The sequence below is a fragment of the Paenibacillus sp. tmac-D7 genome (genome assembly GCF_006519665.1).
Classification (GTDB): domain Bacteria; phylum Bacillota; class Bacilli; order Paenibacillales; family NBRC-103111; genus Paenibacillus_G; species Paenibacillus_G validus.
The window spans coordinates 1-13,831 of the sequence record NZ_VIDW01000021.1 but is presented as its reverse complement, the minus strand read 5'-3'; the positions used below and the strand labels follow the sequence as shown (position 1 = coordinate 13,831).

Sequence of the window (13,831 nt, the reverse complement as noted above, 5' to 3'; positions counted from 1 at the left end):
AATATGAAAAAATGGAGAGTTATTATGAAAAAGACACTGTTGATGGTTATTATCGCGATTTTCCTTCTCATGACGGCATGCAGTACGAAAGAAACCGCAACTGGCAGTAATTCTAATGATAAAACGATTGTATTCTTAGCAACGAATTATAAATTGTATCAGGATACCACTCGTGTTCTGGCAGCAGAGGTAGAAAAAAGAGGATATAAATTGGATTATAAATTTATTAGTGATAGTATTCAGTTAAACTTAGCGGTTAAAGAAGGAAATGCAGATGCCAATTATTTCCAGCATCAAGCCTATCTGGATGGATTTAATGCCGGTAATGGAACTAATCTGGTAGCGGCATTTGAAGCGTTTTACGATTGGGGCGGTGTTTTTTCCAAAAAACATAGAAGTCTAAAGGACATTCCGGACGGCGGAACTATTGCTATTCCGGTTGAACCCTCCAACAATGGCCGTACATTGGTTATGCTTCAGGACGCGGGATTACTTAAGTTAAGAGATGGTGTAAGCGGTGTTCAGGTCAAAGTTAATGATATTGTGGAAAACCCCCACAATTACAAGTTTAAAGAAATTGAGTATGCCATGTTGCCACGCTCGCTGGATGACGTAGATGCCGCTTTTTTACATGCCACAGTAGCTGCAGATAATGGGTTCGATTTTGACAAGGATGCTTTGGCGAAGGAAAGAAAAGAAGTTTTATCTCCTGATATCATTGCTACCCGTCCGGAGTTGGTCGATTCACCTAAAATAAAGGTGTTGAAGGAAGCGTATCAAAGTGATGCAATGAAAAAAGCATTTCTGGAAGCTTATGGTGGTAAGACTGTGCTAGTCCCCGGCTGGTAATCGCCTGACTGTTTAATTCGTTTCCTCTAAAGCTAACAAATGAAAGGCTTCATTCCCGAATGGAATCGGTTGATTGGGGGACAGACCCCCAACAACCCGACCATTCGGTTACACCCCGTCATTCCTCGTTACATAAACAACCGAAACAAGCGGATCCGCAACCAATTCATTTCGTATCTCCCCACGCTTTCCTTAACCTTCTTAATACTTCACCAATTGAGACGAACGTTTAGATGTATAACGTTTAGATGAATAACGTTCAAACAAAAAACATATTTGCTTGTGAAGGAATTTGGTGAAATTTGGCGAAAGGTATTATATAGGTATATTAGCGCAGTACGTTGGAATTACATTAACCAGAGGTCGCTGTTCACTTTTTTCAAAAACAGGTCATCGGACGCATGAATCGATCCTGCCCAAAGGCAGGGGAGCAATACTTCAGGCCTAAGGATTCCATCTGCGGCAGTTGGGTTACCGAAATGGATGCTGGAGGGCTACTCTTTTCTTTCGGAGTAGCCCTTTCATTTGAGAGGAAAGAAGACTCGATGGAGAATATTGCAAATCTTATTGAAAACAATCATTTCTACCATGTATTTCAGCCGCTGCGGCGACTTCCCGATCAAGGCAAGGTCGGTTATGAAGCTTTGATTCGCAGTACATCCGGCATTGGCCCGAATGCGCTTTTTCAAGGAGCTATTGAACAGAACCGATTGTATCAATTGGATACCTGGTCCATTGATCATGCGCTTTCCAGCTTCTTTTTTTCTCCGGTTGCACAAGAAGACGGGTTGTTGTTCATTAATCTTTTCCCATCTACCATCATTGCCGATGCTTTTCCTTTGTTTGTGAATGATCTCAGGAGGCGGCTCCTTTCTTTTGTCCATCGCATTGTGCTTGAAATCAACGAATCCATTACCGAAGAGCCGATTTGGAGCAACCCTGTATTTATGCAAAGAATCAAAGATCTCCGTAACAATGGGTTCTTGATTGCTTTGGATGATGTAGGGGAAGGAACGACTACGTTTCGGAAAATCTTCGAGATATCGCCGGACTTCATTAAGATAGACCAATTTTTTTCCAAAGAGCTATCCCTTTGCAAGAAGAAACAAAAGGTAGTCCAGCTCTTTGTCGATTACTGCGGGGACGCTGACAGCACCCTTATTTTGGAAGGGATTGAGCGGGAAGAGGATTTCGTCTGTGCAGCATGTCTCGGTGTAACGATCGGACAGGGGTATTATTTAGGGAAACCGAATCGACTGAACATATGAAGAAGAAGTTGAATCTGAAACTGGAGGACTACGCAAGATGGAAGATAAAAGCATGTATTCACGCAAAGCAACACTTTCACTCAAAATTTCCGAATTTGAAGTTCCGCCGATGCAGGACTTGTTAATTATCGGGAAAAAAGCGCCAATCGGTCCAGAAGCCGTCAGGCGAATGTCAGAGGCGCTCTCCCCCGGACAATTTACCCTGCTTAAGATTGATCATCCCAAAATAGAAGCCATTCTGGTCCGAAATTCGCTTTTGCAAATGCTGGACCAAACCCTCCTCATGAAGATTGTCATGGAGGAAGCGGAACGATTGATCCTCGATACTACGGTGCTGCGCTCGGAACTGAAAATTGCAGTTTCCGTACAACGGGAGGTCGAACTGGGATGAAAGTGTCCGAGCTCATGACGTCCCCGGTTTATACGGTTTCGTCAGACAAGAGTGTTTTCTATGCAGCGGAACTCATGAACGAATGGAGAGTGGGGTCGCTAATCGTTATGGATCACGGCACGGTCGTAGGCATCTTCACTTCCCGTGATGTGCGCTCAACGCATCCCAACCGGATTGTAGCGGACGCCATGACGCCCGACCCTATCACGATTACCTCTGAATTCTTTATATGGGACGCGCTGAAAGTTATGGATCAACACCGAATTAAACGTCTATTAATCATGGAAGAGGGCAAGCTTGCCGGTTTGGTAACCCGGGAAGCCATCAAGATGAAATTGTCTGAATTTATGGATTCGCTGACGGGATTCTATCGTGCACCTTATATCCAATCCGTCGGTGAGGCGTTCCTGAAAAAGAAACAACCTTTTCATCTTTTATTTATTGACCTGAACGGTTTTGGCAACATCAACAAGCGTTACGGCCATCCTTTCGGCGATGATGTGATACGTGAATTTTCCGGCAGGATGGCATCCTTGGTAAAGGAAGATCGGGATTTTGTTTGCAGATATGCCGGCGATGAATTCGTCATGATCACTTTGGCAGACGAGGCAGAAGTCGATCGTTACATCCGGTTATTCTCCTGCTCTGTCTTCATCAACAATGTTGCCGTTTCCGCGGCGGTAGGGTACGTGAACGGGCTGGAGGATCCCGACTTTTTTTCCTTGTCGTTCCGGGAAATCTTGAGAAAGGCCAGTCTGTTGTCCACTTCCGCGAAGCCCGCTCATGATGAAGGCAGCGATGAAGTTTACTTGCGTTAGGACAACGTGGATTCCAACAAGGATAAGGTTCGCCGAGACGTCCAATTGTTTCGATTCGAGATCCAGCAGCTGCACCGAACAGTTCCGAAAGGGTCGCAAAAAGCGAAGCACGCTTAATGCCGATAGGCATTTGGCGTGCTTTTCTGTTTTTTCGGTCCGTACAGAAGGGGAGAGGTTATTTTGCCTCTCCGGTTGGATAACGCTTATCATCGTCCTGCTTATGTCGGATTATTCCAAAAATCGGACATAAATGTCCATGTTCAAATCATTTTATTGTATTGATAATAATAATAATCAATCAAAGGGAGGAAATTTGGTGAATATGCAATCCCGGCTTGAAGTGGAAGAATTGGATTACTTAACAAAAAATTTTCATTTATCCATCAAGCCATTGCCATATTCAACGGATTGTATTCGATCTGTCGATTTGCTTGACGGTAAAAAATGTGCGTCGTATTTGGATGAATTATCAAGTGTTCTCCGGTCTCCGTCAAGAATGATTACCGCTTCGCAGTTCTCCAAGAGGTACGCCTTTCTAACCCTGACTACCGGTTTATATGCCATGACGATGTACAATAAAGGATTGGATTTAGGTATCGAAAATAGCCTTCTTGAATCGTCCGTAACCCACAATAAATCTTGGTCGACCAGGATATGTGCGCCAGATTTGCATGTTACCGAACCTGCGGCTGGGAAACGGGATGAATGGCGTAATGAAACGATAAGAAATCTCTTCGCAGGGCATTTGGCAAAACTGTGGCGTTCCATTTCTGAAACCGCCAACATTCCAGTGGCTATTTTATGGGAAAATACCGCAGTTCGTTTATATTCGCTGTATGAGAAACGAATGGGGGAAGGGGCCAATTCACAAGAAAACAAGCGCATACAGGAGGACTTCGAATATCTGATAAGTAAAGCGCCAGGGACCGTATTCGGGGAAACGGACAATCCCATGGAAAAGTTTTACTTTCCTGCATGTATGACTTCTTCTGCAAATCAACCGGTTCGTATTCGAAAGACTTGTTGTTTCTATTATAAAGTTTCCGCGAACGAAAGCTACTGTTCAACCTGTCCGAAAGTAGTTAAGAAACACGAATGACTTGATAGGGAGAAGCTTGCAAGAACGCTCCGCTTTACTATAATGAAAGTGAGTTTTTTTAAGAGAGGACCGTGTTGTTATTGTGGAAACGTGGACTCACTGATCCGGAAGAAGTACGGATATGGTCGGGTCTTATTTGCCGCTGCAACTGTTCTGAAGGAAGGATAAAATCGTATCCGAACAAGGAATTCGCGATAGATTTGTCGAAATAACATGTAATGAGAATGATTATTATTCACAGAAAAGGACGAGTGCAAATGAATAACAGCTCACATCTTTCAACGCGACTCGCTGCTTGCCTGTATAAACTGGAAGATAGTCAACACGTAATTTCGAATGAAACCTTATTTCAGCATGATAATTCGTTGTATGGAATGTTGTTGTTTATGGAAGCTGAAGGAGACATTGTCATCGACGGACGGAGCTATCCCTTACAGCGGCAAAAGATTTTCATCGTATCTCCCGGTGCCTATGTAAAACTGTCCATTCACCCAAGTAGCCAAGCAGATTATTATTACATAAAGTTTTATGCGCTGCAACCTGCGGATCCGGGTCATTTTGTACTTGCGGAACTGAAATGTCCGGATGAACTATATACTGCTCATTTTCAGTTTCTGGCCGACATGGTTCAAGAGATGGAGAAAAAACATCGCAGTGACAGTAGCTGGGATGTCATGAAAGCGAATATGATGTTTCAAGAAATGATAGTCGCGCTATTCAAGGATACCATTCATGAACAGAAGTCAGATTTGAAACAAGCGATTCATCTCACCTTGGAATATATGGAACAATACTATCCATTACATATTACCCGAGAGAAGCTTGCTGAAATCGCAGGTTTGAGTGCGGATTATTACTCACGGGCATTCAAGAAACAAGTCGAAAAAAGCCCGATGGAATATTTGACTGAAATTCGGATTAGCCAAGCCAAGCAATTGCTGGTTCAGTCTGACGGATCGTTTCGATCGATTGCCCACAGCGTCGGCTTTAGCGATGAATTTTATTTCAGTCGCAAGTTTAAAGCAGAGACAGGTTACTCGCCGATGTCTTATGTGAAAAAAATCAAATATTCCAGCAAAATTGCTTCACTTAATCATCAAACAACAGGTCATTTGATTGCGCTGGGCATCGAGCCTTATGCCGCTGTCATCAATAACGCTTATCCGATCACCACCCGGTTGCGCAACACAATTGCTGTCGGCCACTCCAATCCTGATTTGGAAAGACTGGTGACTGCCAAGCCAGACTTAATTGTGGCGAGCGGTTCTCGCCATGTGGAAAAATCTCAAAAAGAGAGAATATTTAATCAAATCGCCCCGACGATCACTCTTCATTATTCTAATGACTGGAGAGTTCATTTTCAGACCATAGCTAAGATCGTTGGCAAAGAAAAGGAAGCAAACGGTTGGCTGGAGCGTTATGAGCGAAAAGCGGAAACGATTCGAAAACAAATAAAAAGCAAAATCGGAGATGAAACCTTCTTAATCGTTGGTATTGGCGAAGGGAAAATGTGTGTGTATGGTCTACGAAACATGGGGACGGTGCTGTATGGCGATTTAAAGTTGACCGCTCCCCAAGGGGTGCCGGGTATTGCCCACTATAAGGAGGTAACGCTGGAGGATTTGTTTGAGTTTGAAGCGGATCGGATCCTATTAACTAGCTATAGGCACAATGGGACTGCACAGATGGATCAGGCGATCCGAAATGAAGTAGGTGCGTTATATGACAACAAACAATGGCATGCTTTAAAAGCAGTCAGGAACAGAAAAGTTTATTGTATGTATGACAGCCAGCATCTCTATACGAGCTATAATGCGCTGTCTCATGACTTATTTCTGGACAAAGTGCATCAGCTGCTGATGTCGGATGAGGAGTAAAAAAGCGGACATCCGCCATGAGCTGCTGAAATATCGGAAAAGTCCAAAAAGTAATCATTAATATCCATGTTCTTTATAGATTACTCTCTTATAATGAGAATAAGAATCAATATCAATACCATACGTTCAACAAGAAAAAGGAGAGGTACAAGGATGGTTAGAAGTAACAAATATGGATTAGTACTAGCAGCGATTTTTCTATTTATGTTCGTGATCGCTGGTTGCGGGGGGAATCAGCAAGGGGGAGCACTTTCTCAGCCGACACAAGTACAAGAAACTGAGAATCAAGAGGCCAGAGTCATTCAACATGCCATGGGTACTACGGAAGTTAAAGGTACACCTAAGAAAGTGGTCACGCTGTTTCAAGGAGCTACGGACGCTGCCTTAGTGCTGAAAGTTAAGCCTGTGGGAGCCGTTGAATCCTGGATAGAACAACCTTGGTACAATTACATCAGAGCCCAGATGGAAGGGGCAACCAACTTGGGCTCGGAAAACCAGCCCGACTTGGAAAAATTGGTTTCACTTCAACCGGACTTGATTATCGCTTCCAAAACACGCCACGAGAAAATTTATCAGCAATTATCGGCCATTGCGCCAACCGTCATGACAGAAGAGGTACATCTGTGGAAGGATACGTTGAAACTGTCAGCAGAAGCTCTAAACAAAAAGGAAGAAGAGAAACAATTTCTGACAGAGTGGGAGCGAAAAGTAACTGATTTCAAGGGGAAAATGGGCGATAAATTAAAATTGGAAGTGGGCATTGTTGACTTTCGAGTGGATCATGCCCGAATTGTTTATACCGGATTCTCAGCTCTCGTTTTGGAAGAGTTGGGAATTGCCCGTCCTGCTAGTCAGAGGGGAACAGAATGGGGAGTTCAGCTCTCATCCAAAGAAAATATTCCGCAAATGGATGCAGATATCATATTTGATCAAACGAGTACGACAAGAAATGACGGTCGACTGGATTTGAGAAAAGCATGGAGCGAGCATCCGCTGTGGAAAAATTTGAAAGCCGTTCAAAACAATAGAGTATTCGAGGTAGATACGGCGGTATGGAATAACGGCTCTGGTCCGTTAGCAGCTATGGAGATGCTGGATGATCTCTATGCTTTCTATGGATTGAAATAATATAGTTAAATTAAAGAGGCTGTTGACGAGCGCTGGTGTCAACAGCCTCCAATGAGTTCACTCGTTTTATACCGCTTCGTGTTATGAAGGCTATGGAGGGAATGAACCTCAAAGAGGAGGGTCTTTGTGAATCCATTATTACACCAGACACCTTTAAGAGCGCTGGGTTTGGTGTTTGGTTTTTTTATACTTATGATCTCTTTTATACTAAGTATCGTCCTTGGAACAACGGAGATAAGCTTTCTAACGGCTGTCGAGTCATTTACCCATTATGATATGTCATCGAACGAACATGTGATTATCCAAACGACCCGGTTCCCCCGCGCCATATTTGCTGCTCTGATCGGGGGGAATTTAGCCGTTGCAGGGGCTCTGATGCAGGCGTTGACTCGAAATCCTTTAGCTTCTCCAAGTATTTTCGGGATTAATTCGGGTGCCGTTTTTTTTGTTATATTGGCGTTAACGTTTTTCCCCGTCTCTTCCCTGGATCAATTGGTATGGGTCGCCTTTTTGGGAGCGGGTATTGGCGCTTTGACCGTTTATTTCCTCGGTTCCCTGGGCAGGGACGGATTAACTCCACTGAAAATTGTGTTAGCCGGTGCAGCTATGACGGCCTTATTTACCTCGTTTACTCAAGGCATGCTGGTTGTTAATGAAGCCAGCTTACAAAATGTTTTGTTTTGGTTAGCGGGTTCTGTCGCCGGCAAATCGGCTGATGGATTAATTCCGGTCTTACCGTATATGGTATTCGCCGGGATCACCGCATTGGTACTGGCACAGCCTGTCAACATCCTGACTTCGGGAGAGGATGTCGCCAAGGGATTGGGGCAAAGAACGGGCCTTGTGAAAATTTCAATTGCGGTTGCGGTCATTTTATTGGCGGGAAGCTCTGTTGCGGTTGCCGGCTCCATCGGATTTGTAGGTCTCGTTATTCCGCACATTGCCCGTTTCCTGGTGGGTATTGATTATCGCTGGGTTATTCCTTACAGTGCCGTACTGGGGGCTATCTTGTTGTTACTTGCAGATATCATTGCTCGGTTTGTGATTATGCCCGGAGAGATTCCGATCGGAGTGATGACGGCTTTAATCGGAGTGCCATTTTTTATTTACACTGCGAGGAAGGGGTTTCGCTCGAAAGGGGTTTCGCCATGAAGCAGTTAATCGTTGTTCGAAGCAAAAAGGGACAGTTTTCTTTTCTTGTGCAGAAAAGAACGGTGATTCAGCTCTCGGTGTTAACGGCAATGTTGATCATTGTATTTGTTATGAGTCTGGGGCTGGGCAACAAGGGTACTTCACCAGTGGACGTGCTCAAAACGTTACTTGGGCAAGGAACAGCCGTAAATTCGTTGATTATTGGCACTTTAAGGCTTCCTCGTATAATAGTTGCTGTTCTGGTTGGAGCGGCTCTGAGTGTTTCCGGATCGATCCTTCAGGGAATTATCCGCAATCCGCTAGCCTCGCCGGATATTATTGGGATTACAGGGGGAGCCGCGTTTGCGGCAGTGGCTTTTTTTACCTATTTTGCCGGTACGGTCAGTATCCAGTGGCTCCCGGTAGCAGCCTTTTTGGGGGCTGGCTTCGTTTCGATCGTGATTTATTTGTTGGCATGGAATAAAGGGGTTACTTCAACGAGGCTGGTGTTGATCGGAATTGGGATTTCAGCGGCGACCAGTTCTTTAACGATGTTAATGATTGTCCTCAGCCCTATTAAAGCAGCCAGTCAAGCCTATATTTGGTTAACTGGAAGTATTTACGGTGCATCGTGGGATAATGTGTATGCCTTGCTGCCCTGGGTGATTGTTTTTATTCCTTTGGCACTCATTTATTCGAGAAACATCAATGTTCAAGAACTAGGCGACGATGTCGCGAAAGGTTTAGGAGCTTCTGTTCAACTTCACCGATTCCTGCTGCTGATCATCAGTGTGGCGTTGGCGGGTTCAGCCGTGGCTATTGCTGGAGCGATCGGGTTTATCGGCTTAATTGCTCCGCATATCGCCAGAAAGCTCGTAGGTCCTTCTTTTGGCGGCTTAATTCCGGTTGCGGCTCTTATTGGCAGTCTTATGCTTTTGATTGCCGATACGTTTGCTAGAACGGCCTTTCTTCCACTCGATATTCCTGCGGGTGTGTTTACTGCAGGTGTAGGTGCTCCTTTCTTTATTTATCTGCTTTATAGAAATCGCAATAAATAGAGTTGCACTATTCGTACGGAAAAATGACAGGGTTTGAAATGCAGCCTTTTTTGGAATCCTACTCCTATCAAGATAGACGTGAAGGAGTGAGGTGATGAAAGAGGCTGTTATCACTGCAATAACAAAAGCAACAAGCAGAAAATCCCTTTATCATTTTACAAGAGTAAGGAATTTGCCGGCTATTGCTCATTTTGATGCTCTATTGTCCAGTTATAACCTAAATCCCCACGGTGCAGGTGAGCGCCGATCAGAGGCCAAGGAAGTGAACTATCATGAATATTCGGTTACAATAAATGCTCATTTAAGGATTCCTGACAGTATGATAGATGCTGAAACCACACAGGAACAATTTCGGGCTTGTCTGGATCGGCATGTATTTTTTTGGCCCACATTAAAGGATTGTCAGAAAATGATGGACACTTATACGCGGAGAGAACCGGATGAAAGGTTTGCCATTCTGGAATTCGATGCGTATTTCTTATTATTGGAGCATTATTCAGCAGTGAAGTTATCTAAATACGACTCGGGGAGCTCGCCGCGGTTTCCGACTCTCTGTTCTTACAAGAAGAGTCCAGATATGTTTCTACCATTAAATGGATTCAAGATCATACTGAATAACATCGTGCCGACAAAAGCGTCCGAAATACGGGAGGTACTCATCGAAGATCAGGTTATCAACGTGTCAAAGTATTTACGGGCTGTTTACGTCGATAATTGTAAAGTTATACCTGAGTGCTGGAGAGATCGAGCGAAGCCTTTGGCGGATTTGCAAGTCATGAAATCAAGATGAATGCATCGCTTACAGAAGTAGCTTAATCCATAACCTCATAAAACCTCATATCGAGCGGAGAACTGCAAAAAAAGCTGCCGGTGGATTTCAATAGATCCTGCAGCTTTTTTTAGATTGTAATATCGTATTCTTCAATTTTTCTGTACAACGTCGTTCTTCCGATTTCCAAAAGAGCTGCGGCCTTGCTCAAATTCCAGCCCGTTGCCTGCAATGCCCTTTTGATTGCCTCGATTTCCGCCTCTTTAAGCGAAGGGACGGAATCATCAGCAGCCTGAGCCTCCCGCCGCCCGGTTTGACAGTCGGTTTCGAACTGCAGATGTTCGGGGCGAATGGGACTTCCCTCGGCCAGAAAAGCGGCCTGAATAAGGACGCTGTTTAATTCGCGAATGTTTCCGGGCCAAGCATACTGCAAGAGCTTATTTGCCGTTTCTTTCGATAAATGAGGGTTCGGATCGTTATGGCTGCGTAGCAAATGTATGGCAAGCTCAACGATATCGCTTCTTTCGCGGAGTGAAGGCAATGTAATTTGAATTCCTTTCAAACGGTAATAAAGATCGGCGCGAAACCGTCCTTCCTTGATTTCATTTTGCAAATTTTTATGAGTCGCTGCAATGATTCTTATATCAATGGGCTTACTTTTGGCACTTCCGACGGGGGTGATGGTGCGTTCCTGCAAAACCCTCAATAGAGCCGCCTGTGCGCGCAAAGACATATCGCCGATTTCATCCAAAAAAATCGTACCCTTATGGGCAGCCTCGAATTTCCCGGCATTTCCTTCCCGATTGGCTCCCGTAAATGCGCCCCGCTCATAACCGAACAATTCGCTTTCCACCAGGCTGTCGGGTATTGCGCTGCAATTAACGGCTATGAAGGGTTGATTCGAACGCAAACTGGCCGAATGAATGGATTGCGCAAACAATTCTTTTCCGGTGCCGCTTTCTCCCAACAACAGAACCGGAAAGTCGGTGAGAGCCGCTTTGTAGGCCAGTTCTTTTTTCTGTATGAGGCTTGGGCACGATCCGGCGATATCGGAAAAAGTATACATGCGATTTACGCTGATCACTTTTTTTTGAATCGCTATGGAACGCCAAACTTTTTGTTGATGATCGTGTATTTCTTCGATAAAAAATCCTTCGATGCCGGAGAATTCATGGCCGATGGCATCCTTGCCTAAAATCCGGAGAGCGGCTTGATTGGCGCGAATGATTCTGTTTTCGTGATCCAGCGAAAGGAGCGGAAGCGGATTGTTTTTCATCGAATATTCCAATTCCTTCAAAGTGATGAGATGTTCCTTCCTGGATTCTTCGATGAGAAGTTGGTTCTGCAATGAATCCGCGGCCATCGTTGAGAGAGAAAGACTAAGCGCATTATAGTTTTCCTGTTTGCTGCTGAAATTGATGGCGCCCAACAACTCCCCGGTCGGACTGAACACAGGCGACGATGCGCAAGTAAGGAAATGATTCAACTGGCAGTAGTGTTCTTCGGCATGAACGCGGACAGGTATTCTTTCGTTAATGGCAACCCCGATGGCATTCGTTCCCTTTCTGTTTTCAGCCCAATTGGCGCCCACCTGGAGCTGAACCGCAGCCGCCCGTTTGGAGAATTCAGGATCTCCGACGGAATAAATAATATTGCCTTGAGCATCGATAAGAAGGGCCACTTGTCTCGATTGCTTAATGAAGTGCTCCATTTTCCCGAAAATATGTGAGGTATGCTTAATCAGAGCCTCATTCTCTTTAAGGATTTCATGAATTTGCTTTCCTGTAACCAATTGGTCATACACAGGATCCATCTGTTTCAACCCATATTGTTGACAACGCTTCCAAGAGCTCGCCACAACATCTGAATGCTTCCTTATTTCCAGAGATGACAACGTAAACACCTCCACACAACATGTGTGATATTGATTGTAGTATAACATAATGGATATCCAGATGTGCCCATTTAAACAAGATTGTTTCAAAATGTTACACCTTACCGACGGTACGATTTGATCAAATTCGGACACCGAGAGACACCGTTTCCGTTTCACATAGGAGCACTGCTTCGCAACAATTCTATTCGGCAAATCAGAAAAAAACACCATTACGCATTGGATTTCAGTGGAGTGGTGATTCAGCTAAATCCAATAACGTAACGGTGTTTTGTGTGTCACTGCACAATAAATTCAGCGGCAAGCGCTTACATTATTAAAATGTCAAGACGATCCGTCCGTTAATGTTTCCTTTTTCCATACGTTCAAAAATTTCATTGATTTTTTCCAGTGGCTGTGTTTCGATGATCGCTTTCACTTTGCCGCGGGCAGCGAAATCCAAAGCTTCTTGCATGTCTTTTCTTGTACCGACAATCGAACCTGTTACTGTAACGCCGTTGAGAACCGTATCGAAAATCGGGATTGGCAATTCGCCGCTCGGAAGACCGACTACCACCAGTGTGCCGCCGCGTCTTACAGAACGATACGCTTGTTCAAACGCTTTCGGAGTCACTGCCACGCTCACTGCAGCATGAGCGCCGCCGACTTTGTTCTCGATTTCCTCTACCGGATTTACCGACTTGCCGTTTATGGTAAGATCGGCTCCCAGCTTCTTGGCAAGTTCCAATTTATCGTCGCTGATATCGACTGCAATGACGTTAAATCCCATAGCCTTCGCATATTGGAGCGCAATATGTCCGAGACCTCCAATGCCATAGATCGCCACCCATTCTCCCGGCTTTGCACCCGTCACCTTCAGGGCTTTATAGGTGGTTACGCCTGCGCATAAGATCGGGGCAATTTCTTCATCCGATACGCCGTCCGGGATTCTCGCGACATAGGCAGCAGGTGCGACGCAATATTCCGCGTATCCCCCATCGACCGAATAGCCGCCATTTAATTGGCTTTTGCATAACGTTTCCCAACCGGTCAAGCAATACTCACATTCGCCGCAAGCGGAGAACAGCCACGGAATTCCAACCCTGTCCCCGATGTTTATGGAACTTACTCCCGGACCGACTTTTTCTACATAGCCAACGCCTTCATGACCAGGGATCAAAGGAAGTTTAGGTTTCACGGGCCAATCCCCATGAGCGGCATGCAGGTCGGTATGGCAAACTCCGCATGCTGTGATTCTTACCAGTACTTCTCCTTGTCCGACATCCGGAGTCGGTACTTCTTTGATTTCCAGCTTTTGATGAAATTGATTTACAATAGCAGCTTTCATTTGAATCCTCCTTCAAAATGAACGAATATGGTTGCTTGGCATGCAACACTTTCATACATACGCAAAACCCATGCCAACCCTAAAAACGCAGAAACGCTATGTTTTTATCATTGAAATGACGAAAATTCGGCCGTTAAGCCGAAAAAACGGCTGCCTTATCATTTTTTCGGCATTTTATAAAATATTTTCCAAAAAGTAAAATAACAAAGTACAATAGCAATG

At 44.7% G+C, this 13,831-nt stretch carries 12 protein-coding genes; 10 read left to right on the top strand and 2 right to left on the bottom strand.

All coding sequences use genetic code 11. The features are described 5' to 3' along the window. The first annotated feature begins 24 nt into the window (after positions 1 to 24). From FKP33_RS15355 to FKP33_RS15310, 10 genes are all read left to right on the top strand, one after another. Positions 25 to 849, top strand: coding sequence for a MetQ/NlpA family ABC transporter substrate-binding protein (locus tag FKP33_RS15355; RefSeq protein WP_181410162.1), 825 nt, complete (start codon positions 25 to 27; stop codon positions 847 to 849). A gap of 545 nt (positions 850 to 1,394) precedes the next feature. Then, on the top strand, positions 1,395 to 2,117 hold the full coding sequence (locus FKP33_RS15350) for an EAL domain-containing protein (protein WP_141335646.1): 723 nt from the start codon (positions 1,395 to 1,397) through the stop codon (positions 2,115 to 2,117). 37 nt (positions 2,118 to 2,154) lie between these two features. Further along, positions 2,155 to 2,508, top strand: a complete 354-nt coding sequence (locus FKP33_RS15345; RefSeq protein WP_127609850.1) for a hypothetical protein — start codon at positions 2,155 to 2,157, stop codon at positions 2,506 to 2,508. Beyond that, the gene (locus FKP33_RS15340; protein WP_141335645.1) at positions 2,505 to 3,326 is read left to right on the top strand and encodes a GGDEF domain-containing protein; all 822 of its coding nucleotides are present in this window, start codon (positions 2,505 to 2,507) and stop codon (positions 3,324 to 3,326) included. Before FKP33_RS15345 ends, FKP33_RS15340 begins: the two co-directional genes overlap by 4 nt. Before the next feature lie 322 nt (positions 3,327 to 3,648). Further along, entirely contained in the window at positions 3,649 to 4,425 is a 777-nt protein-coding gene (locus FKP33_RS15335; protein ID WP_236595926.1) for an IucA/IucC family C-terminal-domain containing protein, read from the top strand. 257 nt (positions 4,426 to 4,682) lie between these two features. Beyond that, complete coding sequence (locus tag FKP33_RS15330; protein WP_141335688.1) at positions 4,683 to 6,302, top strand: helix-turn-helix domain-containing protein; 1,620 nt, start codon at positions 4,683 to 4,685, stop codon at positions 6,300 to 6,302. 153 nt (positions 6,303 to 6,455) lie between these two features. Then, positions 6,456 to 7,430: an ABC transporter substrate-binding protein gene (locus tag FKP33_RS15325; protein WP_141335644.1), complete on the top strand. Its 975-nt coding sequence runs from the start codon at positions 6,456 to 6,458 to the stop codon at positions 7,428 to 7,430. 126 nt (positions 7,431 to 7,556) lie between these two features. Then, complete coding sequence (locus FKP33_RS15320; RefSeq protein WP_141335643.1) at positions 7,557 to 8,582, top strand: FecCD family ABC transporter permease; 1,026 nt, start codon at positions 7,557 to 7,559, stop codon at positions 8,580 to 8,582. After that, positions 8,579 to 9,619: a FecCD family ABC transporter permease gene (locus tag FKP33_RS15315; RefSeq protein ID WP_141335642.1), complete on the top strand. Its 1,041-nt coding sequence runs from the start codon at positions 8,579 to 8,581 to the stop codon at positions 9,617 to 9,619. The genes FKP33_RS15320 and FKP33_RS15315 overlap by 4 nt, the downstream gene beginning before the upstream one ends. Before the next feature lie 94 nt (positions 9,620 to 9,713). After that, the gene (locus FKP33_RS15310; protein ID WP_141335641.1) at positions 9,714 to 10,409 is read left to right on the top strand and encodes a DUF7002 family protein; all 696 of its coding nucleotides are present in this window, start codon (positions 9,714 to 9,716) and stop codon (positions 10,407 to 10,409) included. A gap of 109 nt (positions 10,410 to 10,518) precedes the next feature. Here FKP33_RS15310 and FKP33_RS15305 read toward each other — a convergent pair whose 3' ends face one another. Together FKP33_RS15305 and adhP are read right to left on the bottom strand one after the other, a co-directional pair. Then, a complete protein-coding gene (locus tag FKP33_RS15305) occupies positions 10,519 to 12,201 on the bottom strand; it encodes a sigma-54-dependent Fis family transcriptional regulator (protein WP_258313454.1) in 1,683 nt (560 codons plus the stop codon). Positions 12,202 to 12,598: 397 nt separating this feature from the next. Next, positions 12,599 to 13,609: an alcohol dehydrogenase AdhP gene (adhP, locus tag FKP33_RS15300; RefSeq protein ID WP_127609223.1), complete on the bottom strand. Its 1,011-nt coding sequence runs from the start codon at positions 13,607 to 13,609 to the stop codon at positions 12,599 to 12,601. Positions 13,610 to 13,831 lie beyond the last annotated feature (222 nt).